Genomic DNA, 13,909 nt, shown 5'->3' on the forward strand with positions numbered 1-13,909 from the left:
TCCACCAAAGCGATACTGTACCATGGATGATAAAGTGTGCTATCGAGTCAATTCTATGAAAAATTGCTGTAAGTCCAGTTCTGATTTTATATTTTCAATTACGTTTTTCAGTCCAGGGACCCACAGCAGAGTGTCCTGCCGAATATAGTTTAATACTATGGCACAACTCCGTTCAAACTTTTCAATATGCGGACTGTGTTCATTTGTCAAAACATTTCTGACCTCTTCTGCTAAATTCATATAATCTGAGTTAATGTGATCCTGTTTACTAATTTCAGCAGGTTTTAATTTGGACCAAACATAAGCTCCTCCTTCAACAACTGCTTCTGATCCCTCTAAATATTCCAGGAATGAATCCTCATTAATAAATTCATCGATCCGCTCCTCCAGACCTTTGAAAGCTTGGACAAAATTAATAACGTCTTCCAAAAAAGACACCTCCCGGATAAATAAGAAGATATGATTTTTGCTTGCTGTACAATTTCCTCAGTTAGCAAACCAATCTTATGTGATTTTAGTATATCGTGTTTTTTAACATTTTCAATTGTGAAAATGTTAACAAGTTGAATCTAAACTGGGGCCACGGCCCCAGTTCGAAAACTTACAAATACGATTTATAGAGTCCGCACACTTTTCAAACGGCGATAATCGGTAGGCGTTGTACCGAAGCTGCGCTTGAACATCCGGTGCAGGTAGGAGCTGCTGGTGAAGCCGCAGCGCTCGGCGATCGCGGTGACGGGCAGGTCGGTGTTCTCCAGCAGGGCGCACACTTCGCGCATCCGCACCTCCAGGATGACATCGACGATGCTGTTCATGGTCTGCTGCTTGTAGAGGCGGCTGATATAGATGGGTGACATGTCCAGTTCATCGGCGATCTGGTTCAGGCTCAGATGAGGCTTCATGTAATCCTCATTGATCTTAGCGTTGATCTGGCAGATGAGGTCGTGCTGCTTGGTGTTCTTTTTGCCGGCCAGCTGCTCCTGCAGGGTATGGAAGAGGGCGGTGAAGGCCTCCTCGAGCTCCTCTATCGTCTCGATAGCGTCCAGGCTCGGCAGCTCGGCCATTCCATCAATTTGTAAGCGGTTACGCTTCTGGATAGTGTTCACGATCTCTCTAACGGTGACGCTGAGCCTGGACACGGTTAACTGGGCGGTCTGGTAAGGGAAGGCTCCGGTCTCGCGGATCATCGCGCTGAACTGCTCGGCGGCGTCCGTCAGCTTGCCGCTCAGCAGCGCATCCGCTAGTCTCTTCTCCTTGTCCGCCGGATAATGATAAGTGCTGGACTCTAGCGCACAGATGTCCTGGGCATTCAGGATACAGCCATGCCCATAGAACAGGCGGTGATTCGACGCCTCGCGGACCTGCTGATAGAGCTGATGCAGCTGGCTGGCATTACGGTCAATATGGCTGTAGGTCAGAGTAAGGCTGATCTTCAGATAGTCGGAGCAGGCCTGCTGAATCTGCCGGAGCAGGGCTTCGATTAGGCCGGTATCCGTATATTCCACGGGATCGATAATGTTCAGCATCACCAGGATTCCGTCATCGTTCATATCTACGGTCTCCACGCGGTAGGTCTGCCCGCAGATCTCGGAGGCGATGTTCATAATGGCGAACTTGGAGGCCAGCAGATAAGAGGAGCGGGCTTCCCGGAACTCCCGGTAACGGTCAATCCGCAGCAGGATCAGCCGGTAATCATCATTGAAGGTGAAATGAATGCCGAGCTGGCGCAGCTTCTCTACCTGCTGCATGGACTGCAAAGGCTTCAGGCCGAGGATCAGGTCCCGCAGTGTATTTTGCCGGATCATGAACATGCTGTCGCGCTTCTCGGTCTCCAGAATATGCATCTCGCTGACAATCCGGTTCATCGGCAGGTAGAGGCTTCTGGACATGATCCAGGAGAGGCCGATGCCGGCCACCAGCACCAGACCTGCGATCAGCAAGGTGGTGTTGCGGATGTTGTTGGTCTGCTTCGTAATGATCTCATACGGCGTAATTCGTACATACTGCCAGCTTAAATCATCCGGTGCCGTATAAGAGATCAGCGAGTTCACGCCCCCGAAGGGAGCGATGAAATACCCGGCCTCCCGGCCCTTGATCCGCTGCTCGATGAATCCTGCTTCCTCCGGGGTCAGCTCCTGCTGCTTCAGGCTGTTGCTGGAGCGGAAGGCGCCCTGATCATCCAGAATATAGGTCGCACTGGTGGAATCCGCCGGGCTGGCGATCTCTTTGTTGATCCACGGAGCCGAAATATTCACAATCACCGCCGAATTAATGGCCCGGTCCCAGCCGATCGCATCCAGACACAGGAAGGTGTAGGCACGGACCTGATCGTTCTCCAGTGCGCCGTTGGAATAGACTCTAGGAATGGGAGTGAACGCCTTATAGTTCTGATAGTGGCTCAGGATATCCAGAATGGAGGTATCGACCAGCTCCTTCTCGGTATACACACCGTTCTGACCATGGGAGGAGGCAACATACAGCTGCCCGCCCTTGGGATTATATACATAGATGGATTCAATATAAGGCATGGAGCTTAGATAGTTGCCCAGCTCGGACATGGCGGCGGTGACATCGTAGATGTCCGGCTTATCGTAGAACACGATTTTGGAGATGGTGCTGTTGCGGTAGATTTGAAAAGAAAGCGATTGCGCAGCATCCGTCATGTTCACGACCTCGCGGCTGGTCTGTGTGAGGTTGCCGAGGTCGGACTGGAAGGTCTGTTTCTTTTCTACGCCGATATAGTAGTTGTAATAAATGATGGTGGAGACCAGAAAGGTTAAGGAGACGCAAAGCGTAATGCTAACTAGCAGTCTGCTGTACAATGCCCGTTGATTGCCGATCTTGTTCAGTCTCATCCAAAGTAGCCCCCTGACTCACTGTGTATTCTTGCGGGTACCGTCCTTGTCTTAAATGTTCATAGTACGATTATAAGCTCCAGCCTATGAACAGGACAGTAGAACAAGCTTATAACTGTGAACAGGCTGGACCCCTGCGCAGTGAACAAATGCAAGATTCGTGTACAAAAGCTACTTGTGACAGGGGAGGGGACTATTCCCTATATGACTCTGCTCTGAATGCGGAAGGTGCGCGGGGAGAGGCCGATCTCCCGTTTGAACATATTGCAGAACTGGGCGTCGTTGACGAATCCGGCTGCAGCCGAGACCTCGGAAATATGCATTTGGCTGTGCAGGAGGAGGGACTTGGCATAATCCAGGCGTTTTAGTAAAAGATAACGGTGGGGAGAGTGCATGAACCGCTCCTTGAACAGATGCCGGAAGCGGTCGTAGCTGTAACCGGACATCTCTGCCAGCGAGGCCACCGAGAGCTTGTGGCGGTAATGCTCGTTCATATAATTGAGCACATACTGCATCTGATCCTCTGCCGGGGAATGGAAATCGGAGGCGCTGAGCAGCCGCTGGAGATAGACGGTAATTTCACTCATCTGCAGATTCAGCAGCTCGCTGAACCCGTCGCGCTTGCGCTTGAACTCAGCGCTCATCCGCTGCAGGGTCTGTAGCACTGTGTGCTCTTTATCATCGTCAAACACACCGGACAGCGAATTGATCACCGGATTGCCGCAGTGGAAGCCGACGAACAGCACCTCCGGGCTGGGCTGATGATTCTCATCATGCTTGAAGCCGGCCGGAATGAGGGCGAAGGTAGAGGGCCGGAAGTGATAGCTGCGCTGGCCGATGCTGCAGGTGCCCTGACCGTGGATGTAATAGACAAGCTCGAAGCACTCATGCTGGTGCGGAGGGATATAGGTACCTGCTTCATGTTCTGCATTTACAATATATAGGACACGATCCATGATGAGCCTCCCTTGATCGTCATTTAGCCGAATCGTACAAAAACATGACCGAAAATATATAAATATTTATGTTTTCATTTGATATGATCTTATCAATAAAACCGAAGATTCTCAACTGGACTGGCCATCTTGTTCGGATATTTTACGGTTTTTTAGCGAAATGTAACATGAAATGTTTGGTTTTCAGAGTAAAATGCTTATTTTCAGAATTTCAACAGTCGCTTATTCATGCTGCCCGATTCGATGGGACCAACAAAACGTGTAATTGGGATTTTATGCTATTCAGCAGGGTGGATCTATTACAAATAGGGGTGTGAACTTAGAACATGAAAAAGAAAATGCTCACTTTAATGTTGCTGGCAGTTATGGTACTGGTCGCTGCGTGCGGAAACAACAAGTCCGGGAACGGGAATGGTGCGACAGCAACTCCGGGAACGAATGAGGAAGGCGGCGCGGCTGCGGGGGACAAGCTCAAGGTGGTGCTGCTGATTCCGGGGACGCTGGGCGATAAGTCGTTTTTTGATGCAGCGAACAATGGTCTGCAGAAAGTGAAAAGCGAGCTTGGCGCAGAAACGAAGGTCGTGGAAATGGGCGCTGACAAGACGAAATGGGAGCCGACTTTTAATGATATCGCTGCTGAGGATTGGGATGTTGTCATCTCCGGCGGCTCGGAAATTACAGAAATGTTCAATGCAACGGCTGAAGCGAATCCTGATAAAAAATTCATCAACTATGACACTGACATCGAGGAAGCACCTGCCAATATGTACAATATGTCTTACTCGACCAATGAGGTCTCCTTCCTGGCCGGAGCGGCTGCGGCGCTTGCTACCCAGTCTGATATGCCTAATGCCAACAAGGACAATGTGATCGGATTCCTGGGCGGAATGGACATTCCCGGCATCAATGCCTTCCTGGTCGGTTACATTCAGGGAGCACAGTATGTTGATCCGGAAGTGAAGGTAGCTGTCTCTTATGCCGGAGATTTCGTGAACCCTGCCAAGGGCAAGGAATTGTCGCTGATCCAGTACAACTCGGGCGTGGATATTATCTTCAACGTGGCGGGCGGTACGGGCCTTGGCATCTTCGATGCAGCGAAGGAAAAGAACAAATATGCGATCGGCGTCGATTCTGACCAGGCGATGCTGCTGAAGGATACGGATAGTGTGAAAGCCAACCTGATCGTTACTTCTGCGATTAAAAAGATTGATTCGGCCATCCTTGGCGCAGTGAAGAAACTGCAGGACGGTACGCTTGAAATGGGTAAACGTGATGTCCTTGGCTTCGTCGAAGATGGCGTAGGCATTGCCGAGAACGAGATCTACAAGGCGGCATTCCCGGCTGAATTGCAGACCAAGATTGAAGAAGTGAAGCAGAAGCTGATCAATAAGGAAATTAAGGTGGATAACGCAATGGGTATGGAGACTTCTGAAGTGGAAGCCATCCGTAATGCTGTTAAACCTTAATGATATGAATAAAACTTTGGTTGAAAGGCGTTGATGACCCATGGCAAATGCTCTGCTGGAAATGCGGGGAATCACCAAAGTGTATCCGAACGGTGTGGTTGCCAACAAGGACGTTGAGTTCTCCCTGCGCGAAGGCGAGATCCATGCGATTGCGGGTGAGAACGGAGCCGGTAAATCGACTCTGATGAAAATTATGTTCGGAATGGAGAGCCCAAGCGAAGGCGGGCTCTACATCCGGGGAGAACAAGTGAAGCTGCAGTCCCCGCAGGACGCGATTGACCGCGGTATCGGTATGGTGCATCAGCATTTCATGCTGGTGCCTTCTTTTACGGTGGCGGAGAATATGGTGCTCGGTATGGAGCCGAAGAAGGGCGTTGGCTTCAATTATGCAGAGGCCGTACGCCTGACGGAAGCAACTGCACGTAAATATAATCTCTCAGTGAATGCCAAGGCGAAGGTGGAGGACCTGAGTGTCGGCATGAAGCAGAAGGTGGAAATTCTGAAGGCGCTGGTGCGCGGGGCCAAGATTCTCATTCTCGATGAGCCAACGGCAGTGCTGACTCCGCAGGAGACGGAGGAGCTGTTCCATGAGCTGCAGCAGCTTAAGGAGCAGGGACACACGATTGTGTTCATCTCGCACAAGCTGAAGGAGGTCAAAGCCATCTGTGACCGTATTACCATCATGCGCGGCGGCCGGAGTGAAGGCGTCTTCGAGACCAAAGAAGTAACGGAGCAGGAGATCTCGCGGCTGATGGTCGGGCGGGATGTGGTGCTGAAGTATGACAAAAGCGATCTTCCCTACGGCAAGCCGGTGCTTACAGTGGAAGGGCTGAGCGTCTCAGACAGCCAGGGAAAAGCGCTGCTCTCCGAGCTCAGCTTCTCGGTCCGTGAAGGCCAGATTGTCGGCATCGCCGGCGTTGAAGGGAACGGACAGACACAGCTGATCGAGGCGCTGACCGGCGGCCTGCACGGGGTTGGCGGCAGCGGGACGGTACAGGTGAAGGGGAAGGATATCCGTGAGCTGGATATTCTGGACATCCGCAACCTGGGGGTATCCTATATCCCTGAGGACCGGATGCGCCAGGGCTCTGCCGGAGAAGCCAGCATTGCCGACAATCTGATCTCCACGCGCTACCGTCAGAAGGATATGAATAAAGGGCCTTTCCTGCACGGGTCCAGAATTGCTGCGCTGGCCTCTGCGCTGGTCGAGGAATTCAAGGTGCGCTGCTCCGGCCCGCAGCAGCCGATCGGTATGCTGTCCGGCGGTAACATGCAGAAGGTAGTCGTAGCCAGGGAGTGTTCCACGAATCCGCAGCTGCTGATCGCCGAGCAGCCGACCCGGGGCGTGGATATCGGGGCTGCCCAGTTCATTCACCAGAAGCTGCTGGAGCTGCGCTCGGCAAACTGTGCCACGCTCTTGGTATCAGCGGATCTGAATGAAATTCTGGAGCTGAGCGACAGTCTTCTCGTGATGTATGAGGGCCAGATTGTGGCCTATTTCGAACATCCGTCAGCAGTCGGTGAGGAAGAGCTGGGGCTCTACATGCTGGGAATTAACCGGCAGGACAAAGAGCAGACCGGGAGGGCCGCATATCATGTTTAAAGTCAAATATTTCGAGGCGATCCGCACAGCGGCGGTCATCGTCATTGCACTTATTATCGCGTTCCTGATCATCTCGCTGGTCAGTGACCACCCGGTGAAGACGATCGGAATCTTCCTCTGGGAGCCGTTGTCCACGAAGGGCCATATCGGCAACGTCATTGAAATGGCGATTCCGCTGATGTTCACCGGCCTTGCGGTCTCCCTGCTGTTCCGGGCCAATATGTTCAACCTGGGAGCGGAGGGGATCTTCTATTTCTCCGGTGTCGTGACTACTGCGCTGGCGATTCATCTCAGCCTGAACAGCTGGTTCCATCCGGTAGTGGCGATTCTTGCGGGCTCAATCGTAGGGGCACTGCTCTCAGCCATCCCCGGTATTCTCAAAGCGAAGTGGAACGCCAATGAGCTGGTTACCTCGCTGATGTTCAATAACATCCTGTTTGGGGTCGGGCTGTACCTGCTGAACTATCATCTGCGGGACGCCAAGGCCTTCGCCAATGTTTCTTTTAAATTCGAGAAAACGGCCCAGCTCAGCAAGCTGTTTGCAGGGACGCGGATTCATACCGGACTTATTATTGTGCTGGTGCTCATTGTGCTCGCTCATCTGTTCCTCTACCGGACCAAATGGGGCTATGAGCTGCGGATGACCGGGGTTAACCGGGACTTCGCCCGTTATTCAGGCATGAAGACGGCCAAGGTGATCATTCTGGTCCATCTGATCGCCGGTTTCATTGCCGGTATGGGCGGCTCGGTGGAGGTGCTCGGGATGTACAGCCGGTTTCAGTGGACCTCCTTACCGGGCTACGGTATGGATGGTGCACTGGTGGCCATGCTGGCCAAGAATAATCCGTTCTCCGTCATTGTCTCGGCGCTCTTCCTGGCCTATATCCGCATTGGCGCCGATATGATGTCGCGCCTCTCCGATGTGCCGTCCGAAATGATCTCGATTATCCAGGCTGTCATTATTCTGCTGATATCCGCTGAGCAGTTCCTCAAGTTCTGGAAGAACCGCATGCTGCTGAAGGAGGCGAAGGAAGCATGAACAGTCTGCTGAATGTCATTCTGACGACGGATTTTGCCTTCTCTGTCCTGCGTGTAACCACGCCGATACTGTTCGCTGCACTGGGGGCGCTGATCTCGAACCGTGCGGGAATCATCAACATCGGGATGGAAGGAATCATGCTGGTCTCGGCGCTGGCCGGGGTTATCGTGAGTGCCTATACGCAGAGCGCCTGGGTGGGATTGCTTGGGGCGGTGCTGTCGGGAACGCTGATTGCGGGCATTTTGGCTTTTTTCACCTTGAAGTTCAAGACCCACATTATTCTCGGCGGGGTGGCGATCAATATGTTCGCTTCCGGCGGTACGGTATTTATTCTGTATCTGCTGAGCGGTGACAAAGGCTCTTCCACCTCCTTGGCGAGTAAAGTGCTGCCGAGTATAGATATTCCGCTCCTGCAGGATATTCCGGTGCTGGGCCCGATTCTGTCGGGGCACCACATTCTGACATACTTCTCAATATTGTCAGTACTCGTAGTCTATTATCTGCTCAACCGTACACCGCTTGGACTGCGAATCCGCTCCGTAGGCGAGAATCCGCATGCGGCCCAATCAGTGGGCGTCAGTGTGGTCCGCATCCAGTACAGCGCGCTGCTGCTCAGCGGCTTCTTCGCCAGCTTGGGCGGAGCCTATATGTCGATGGGCTACCTGTCGCTGTTCACCCGCGATATGATTGCCGGCCGGGGCTGGATTGCCATCGCTGCTGAATCCATGGGCCGGAGCACCACCGTGGGCACAGCGCTGACCTCGCTGCTCTTCGGCGCAGCCGACGCGTTATCCAATGCCCTGCAGGTGCTGAAGATTCCGGCGGAGCTGATCGCTACGCTGCCTTATGTGGCGACAGTCATCGGTCTGATCATCTACGCAATCTCGGAGACACGGAAGAAGAATAAGAAGCTTAAGGCTACTGTTACGAAATAAACAAGGTAGATAAGGCAAACGAAAGAAATTAGCGAAAAGCAAAAAGAAGCGGAGGGGAAATTTGGAACTGTAGGAGCGATAGCGTCCGCCTTTGTCACCGGATTTCTACCGCGAAGAGCGGTTCAAAATCAAGAAATCTGGTGACAACAGCGGCCGGAAGTCCAAATGTTCACCGCAGCTTCGACCAAGCTTCAAGTTCAACTCTTAAGTGCGTCTTATCTAGCCATTCACAACTAATCAAAGGGAGTGACAACGATGCCAACACCTATCATCATTGACTGCGATCCGGGGCATGACGACGCGATTGCCATTCTGCTTGCGCTGGCACATCCGGGAGAGCTGGATATCCGGGGGATTACAACCGTTGGCGGCAACCAGATTCTGGATAAAATTACCGACAATGCCCTCAAGATTCTCAGCTTTGTAAATGCAGATATTCCGGTAGCCAAGGGCGCTGCGGCGCCGCTGCTGGGCAAGCTTGTTACCGGAGAGGAAGCCCACGGGGAGTCCGGCATGGATGGCCCGGCGCTGCCGGCGAGCAAGTTCAAGCCCGTAGAGCAGGGGGCAGTAGAATTCATGCTGGAGATTATCCGCGCCTCGGAAGAGAAGATCACTCTGGTGCCTACCGCCCCGCTGACGAATATCGCCCTGCTGATTACGGCCTACCCGGAAGTGAAGGAGCGGATCGAGAAGATCTCGCTAATGGGCGGCGGACTGGCTTACGGCAATGTGACCCGGACAGCGGAGTTCAATATTTATGTAGACCCGGAGGCGGCGCGGATCGTTTTCGAATCCGGCATTCCGATTGTCATGAGCGGACTGGATGTGACAGATAAAGCGGCGATCTTCGAAGAGGAGATTCAGGAGCTTAAGACGCGCGGTCCCGTGTCCGTCATGGTCGGTGAGCTGCTGGATTTCTATTCGATCTACGGGAAGAAAATGGGCTTTGTCGGCAATGCGCTGCATGACCCTTGCGCCATTGCCTGGCTGCTGCACCCGGAGCTGTTCGAATCCGAGCACCTGTATGTAACCGTAGAGACCGAAGGCAAGCTTACCCGCGGCATGACTGTGGCGGACCGCCGCAAGAAGCCGGACCAGCCTGCGAATACGGAGGTACTGCTTGGTGTAGACCGCGAAGCCTTCATCAAGCTGCTGTTCGATTCGTTGGAACGGTTAGACCGGCAGCTGGGGTCTCCGGCAGGAGAATCCTAACGGATGGCGGGCTGGGAACGTCTGCAGGAGACGGTAAGGTTCGAGCTGCAGCAGCGGATCGAGGAAGGCTGCCAGCCGGGCAGTCTGGCGGAGAAGCTGGATGCGGCCGGGAGCGATGAGGACAAGCTGATGGAGGTCTACCGGGAGCTAATGGCACTTCCTGTATCCGCTGATTTTCCTTATAAGGAGCCTTCGGATCTGGCGGGGATCAGGCAGCTCCGTCCGGAAGGTCCGCGCAAGCTTGCGGTGGACTGGACGCCGGACCAGTGGCGAGACAGGTTCTACGGGGCCTGGCTCGGGCGGAGTGTAGGCTGCGCGCTGGGCAAGCCGCTGGAATACTGGGACTATCTGTACGGGAAGGATGGCCGGACCGGCTGGGAGAATATCGAGCTGTGGTTCCGCGGTGCCGATGCCTGGCCGATTACCGGCTATACCCCGGAGTTCTCTACCGCCCGCGAGGAATACGGCCTCGGTTTAAGCGACTGGTCATTCACCAGCACGCGTGAGAAGATCAGCTACATGGAGAGCGATGATGATATCCGTTATACCGTGCTTGGCCTGATGCTGCTGGAGCAAAAAGGGTTGAACTGGGATTCCTGGGATATCGGCAAGCTGTGGCACGGGAATCTGACCTACAGTCAGGTCTGTACGGCCGAAACACAGAGCTATATGAATTTTGCTCAGGAGACCTCCCATCTGCACGGGGAGAAGCCGGCAGATTGGCCGCTGCGACAGGAGCGGGTACGGATGCATTTGAATCCGTACCGGGAATGGATCGGTGCGGCGATCCGCGCGGATGCCCTGGCTTATGGAGCGGCCGGACATCCCGAATTAGCGGCAGAGCTGGGCTGGCGGGATGCCTCCTTCTCGCATGTGAAGAACGGGATCTACGGCGAGATGTTCAATGCAGCAATGATCTCAGCAGCTTTCGCAGGCCTCAGCAATCAGGAGATTGTCCAGATCGGCCTGAGTGAGATTCCGCAGACGAGCAGATTGGCTAAAGATGTGCTGCGGGGAGTTGAAATTGCACAGCAGGCAGGCAGTGAGCGTGAGCTGGTCAGCACCCTCTGGAACGAGTTCAGCCATTACGACCCGGTGCATACGAACAACAACGCTGCTATTGTGGCGGCCTCGCTGATCTACGGCGGCGATGACTTCGAGAAAGCAGTGGTCACCTCGGTCGCGGCCGGGATGGATACGGACTGCAACGGCGCGACCGTTGGCTCTATTATGGGAGCGAAGTTGGGTGCTGCCAAGCTGCCGGTCCAATGGACCGCACCGCTGAACGACCTGCTGTATGCGGATCTGCCGGGCTTCCACCCGATCGCCATCTCTGAGGTCGCGGAGCGGAGCTATCAGGTGTTCCTGAAGCTGCGGGCGGAGCTGGGGGAAGCGAAACAGGGTTAACACAGATACTAATTTTATTTGAGCGCTTTTTTAAGTCGCCTCGCACCAGATGTTTTCAGGGGGAAACATCTGGTGCGGTTGGGCGGCTTTTTTGTCGTTTAGGAAATTATGATTTACATCCGATGCGGATAAGTTGTGCATAAAGTTGGGGGTAAGTGTCTTGGAGCATCGGCAGGATGACTATATTCTGGATCAGTAATAGGAATGACTTCGCTGATTTCACCGAACAGCCGGATATGGTCGAAAAACCGACCACATTCGGTGCGGCAGAGGCGTGTGGGCCGGATATGGTCGAAAAACCGACCACCTTCGGTGCGGCAGAGGCGTGTGGGCCGGATATGGTCGAAAAACCGACTACATTCGGTGCGGCAGAGGCGTGTGGGCCGGATATGGTCGAAAAACCGACCACATTCGGTGCGGCAGAGGCGTGTGGGCCGAATGTGGTCGAAAAACCGACTACATTCGGTGCGGCAGAGGCGTGTGGGCCGGATATGGTCGAAAAACCGATCACAATGGGGATGCCGCAGGCATTTTGTTCTCGTATGGAAAGGAAAGTTTGCCGAATGTAGGTGAAAAACCGATTACAATATGCCGCTAAGAAGGTAAGTTGATAACAGAGAAGTCCGCAGCCATGCCACACAGGCTGCGTTCTTCCCTGTTTGTGCTGAATAAGTAATGCTAGATAAGGGCATGACATCCGCTTAAGTTAACATTCACAGGATTAAACTTGTATGTTAGCATTACTTGTAATTCTATTACTTACCAAATTTAGATGATTGAGAGGGGAGCGGAGCTCATGCTGAAAGTCATGATTGTGGACGATGAACCCTGGGTTCTGGAAGGACTCCGGACGATGGTGGACTGGGAGAAAGCCGGATTCGAGGTATGCGCTGAAGCGCTTAGTGCCGGGGAGGCCCTGCGGCTGATCCGGGAGCACAGGCCGGATCTGCTACTGACGGATATCAATCTTCCGGTGATGAGCGGCTTGGAGCTGATTGCGGCGGTGAAGGAAACGGTAGACCCGCCGCCCCGGTTCGTGATCCTGAGCGGATATGACGATTTCAACTATGCCCGGACTGCGCTGCGCCACAAGGTGGACGGCTACCTGCTGAAGCCGGTGGATGATGAGGAGATCGAGGAGCTGCTCGGAAAGATCCGAGCTATTATTCATTATGAAACCGCTTCCAGAAAAGAGGAACGGAAGAAGCATAATATTCTGGTGCATAATCTGATCAGCCGTTGTGTCCAGGGGGATTGGAGTGAGGAGCTGGAACACGCCGCCTGCGGTCTGCTGGGGCTTCAGCCTGATACAGAGCTGCAATGCATACTTGCTGCTGCCATATCAGGTTCAGGTACGGTGAGCCTGAATGAAGGGGATACCGAAGGCTTCCCGGATCACCTGGGCTATGTCTTCCAGGACCCGGCCGGAAGGGCCGGGCTTCTGATTCGCTCAGCCGGACTGTCCACGGAAGCGCTGGAGGCAGCAGCCGCTCAGGTGCAGAAGGTGCAGTCAGCGAAGCTGGGGGTACCGGTAGCTGTAATGATCAGCGGCCGGGGGAACGGACTGCGCGCCGTCCAGGAGCTGTACACCCAGACGCTTGAGGTCTGGGGGCTTAAATACCGGAAGGAGCGGGGCGGAATTTTCTACTACAACGATCTGCGTACGGCCCGCTTGTCTCCCGAATTCACTGACGGGCACTTTACGCGTGTGCTGGATGAGGTGAAGGAAGGCGTGCCTGAGAGAATCCGGGCCGCTGCCAGGGAAGCCTTCGCAGCCATGACCGCCAAGAGGGTGAGTATTGACGCTGCACAAGCTGAGGTAGCCCATCTGGAGATGACCTTATGCCGGAGTATTGCTGAGATGCAGGGAGACCCCGACCAGATCATGTGTGCGATGCACAAGGAGTACGGCAACTTGGGCGGACTCACGGACTATTACAAGCTTAGCCTGTATGTGGACCGGCTCTGCCTGGAGACCGCAGCGTACCTCACCGAGCTGCGGGCTAATAACGAGGGGAACACCATCTATAACGTGATTCAATACGTAGATCTGGAATTCCGCAGCAAGCTGCAGCTCCAGGACCTCGCCAGGCAGTTCCACATGAATTCTGCCTATCTGGGCCAGTTGTTCCGCAAGGAGACGGGGCGCAGCTTCAGCGATTATCTGAATGAGAAGCGGATCGAAGCGGCCAAAAGCCTGCTCAAGCGCACCCAGCTCAAGATATCGGATATCGCGGTGCAGGTGGGCTTTTCCAATACCGATTATTTCATCGACAAGTTCAAGAATAAGGTGGGTTCATCACCTTCGGTGTACAAGAATGCCCACAACAATAAACAGCTCTAAAATACCGCCACAAAGTGGGGCTTTGTCTTCGAAGGCTACTCAGGTACTTTGCGGGGACCCCGAAAACATATAAATTCTATAATGATAGGAAA

The 13,909-nt window shown here is 53.7% G+C and carries 11 protein-coding genes; 8 read left to right on the top strand and 3 right to left on the bottom strand.

Annotated elements, in window-relative coordinates; all coding sequences use genetic code 11:
- Positions 1–39 precede the first annotated feature (39 nt).
- The 3 genes from MHH78_RS07425 to MHH78_RS07435 all read right to left on the bottom strand — a co-directional run bounded on the left by MHH78_RS07425 (position 40) and on the right by MHH78_RS07435 (position 3,811).
- Positions 40–429, bottom strand: a complete 390-nt coding sequence (locus tag MHH78_RS07425) for a hypothetical protein (RefSeq protein WP_076085619.1) — start codon at positions 427–429, stop codon at positions 40–42.
- Between the two features lie 185 nt (positions 430–614).
- On the bottom strand, positions 615–2,855 hold the full coding sequence (locus tag MHH78_RS07430; protein WP_341167006.1) for a helix-turn-helix domain-containing protein: 2,241 nt from the start codon (positions 2,853–2,855) through the stop codon (positions 615–617).
- 200 nt (positions 2,856–3,055) lie between these two features.
- On the bottom strand, positions 3,056–3,811 hold the full coding sequence (locus tag MHH78_RS07435; protein ID WP_076085625.1) for an AraC family transcriptional regulator: 756 nt from the start codon (positions 3,809–3,811) through the stop codon (positions 3,056–3,058).
- Between the two features lie 326 nt (positions 3,812–4,137).
- Here MHH78_RS07435 and MHH78_RS07440 point away from each other — a divergent pair, with 326 nt between their 5' ends.
- From MHH78_RS07440 to MHH78_RS07475, 8 genes are all read left to right on the top strand, one after another.
- Positions 4,138–5,277, top strand: a complete 1,140-nt coding sequence (locus tag MHH78_RS07440) for a BMP family ABC transporter substrate-binding protein (RefSeq protein ID WP_076085628.1) — start codon at positions 4,138–4,140, stop codon at positions 5,275–5,277.
- Between the two features lie 40 nt (positions 5,278–5,317).
- On the top strand, positions 5,318–6,880 hold the full coding sequence (locus tag MHH78_RS07445; RefSeq protein WP_341167007.1) for an ABC transporter ATP-binding protein: 1,563 nt from the start codon (positions 5,318–5,320) through the stop codon (positions 6,878–6,880).
- Positions 6,873–7,919, top strand: a complete 1,047-nt coding sequence (locus MHH78_RS07450) for an ABC transporter permease (protein WP_036731087.1) — start codon at positions 6,873–6,875, stop codon at positions 7,917–7,919. The genes MHH78_RS07445 and MHH78_RS07450 overlap by 8 nt, the downstream gene beginning before the upstream one ends.
- Entirely contained in the window at positions 7,916–8,854 is a 939-nt protein-coding gene (locus tag MHH78_RS07455) for an ABC transporter permease (RefSeq protein ID WP_340994435.1), read from the top strand. The genes MHH78_RS07450 and MHH78_RS07455 overlap by 4 nt, the downstream gene beginning before the upstream one ends.
- 255 nt (positions 8,855–9,109) lie before the next feature.
- The gene (locus MHH78_RS07460) at positions 9,110–10,066 is read left to right on the top strand and encodes a nucleoside hydrolase (RefSeq protein WP_076085637.1); all 957 of its coding nucleotides are present in this window, start codon (positions 9,110–9,112) and stop codon (positions 10,064–10,066) included.
- A 3-nt stretch (positions 10,067–10,069) separates the two neighbouring features.
- Entirely contained in the window at positions 10,070–11,473 is a 1,404-nt protein-coding gene (locus tag MHH78_RS07465) for an ADP-ribosylglycohydrolase family protein (RefSeq protein ID WP_341167008.1), read from the top strand.
- A gap of 176 nt (positions 11,474–11,649) precedes the next feature.
- A complete protein-coding gene (locus MHH78_RS07470) occupies positions 11,650–12,042 on the top strand; it encodes a hypothetical protein (RefSeq protein WP_341167009.1) in 393 nt (130 codons plus the stop codon).
- A 227-nt stretch (positions 12,043–12,269) separates the two neighbouring features.
- Positions 12,270–13,817, top strand: coding sequence for a response regulator transcription factor (locus MHH78_RS07475; RefSeq protein WP_341167010.1), 1,548 nt, complete (start codon positions 12,270–12,272; stop codon positions 13,815–13,817).
- The last annotated feature ends 92 nt before the right edge of the window (positions 13,818–13,909 follow it).

The organism is Paenibacillus sp. FSL H3-0333, from assembly GCF_038002805.1.
GTDB classification, from domain to species: domain Bacteria; phylum Bacillota; class Bacilli; order Paenibacillales; family Paenibacillaceae; genus Paenibacillus_AQ; species Paenibacillus_AQ silagei.

Excerpts from the sequence above, each read along its gene's own strand:
- MHH78_RS07430 (WP_341167006.1), bottom strand. The coding sequence starts at position 2,855 with ATGAGACTGAACAAGATCGGCAATCAACGGGCATTGTACAGCAGACTG.
- MHH78_RS07435 (WP_076085625.1), bottom strand. The coding sequence starts at position 3,811 with ATGGATCGTGTCCTATATATTGTAAATGCAGAACATGAAGCAGGTACC.
- MHH78_RS07440 (WP_076085628.1), top strand. The coding sequence starts at position 4,138 with ATGAAAAAGAAAATGCTCACTTTAATGTTGCTGGCAGTTATGGTACTG.
- MHH78_RS07445 (WP_341167007.1), top strand. The coding sequence starts at position 5,318 with ATGGCAAATGCTCTGCTGGAAATGCGGGGAATCACCAAAGTGTATCCG.
- MHH78_RS07450 (WP_036731087.1), top strand. The coding sequence starts at position 6,873 with ATGTTTAAAGTCAAATATTTCGAGGCGATCCGCACAGCGGCGGTCATC.
- MHH78_RS07455 (WP_340994435.1), top strand. The coding sequence starts at position 7,916 with ATGAACAGTCTGCTGAATGTCATTCTGACGACGGATTTTGCCTTCTCT.
- MHH78_RS07460 (WP_076085637.1), top strand. The coding sequence starts at position 9,110 with ATGCCAACACCTATCATCATTGACTGCGATCCGGGGCATGACGACGCG.
- MHH78_RS07465 (WP_341167008.1), top strand. The coding sequence starts at position 10,070 with ATGGCGGGCTGGGAACGTCTGCAGGAGACGGTAAGGTTCGAGCTGCAG.
- MHH78_RS07470 (WP_341167009.1), top strand. The coding sequence starts at position 11,650 with ATGACTATATTCTGGATCAGTAATAGGAATGACTTCGCTGATTTCACC.
- MHH78_RS07475 (WP_341167010.1), top strand. The coding sequence starts at position 12,270 with ATGCTGAAAGTCATGATTGTGGACGATGAACCCTGGGTTCTGGAAGGA.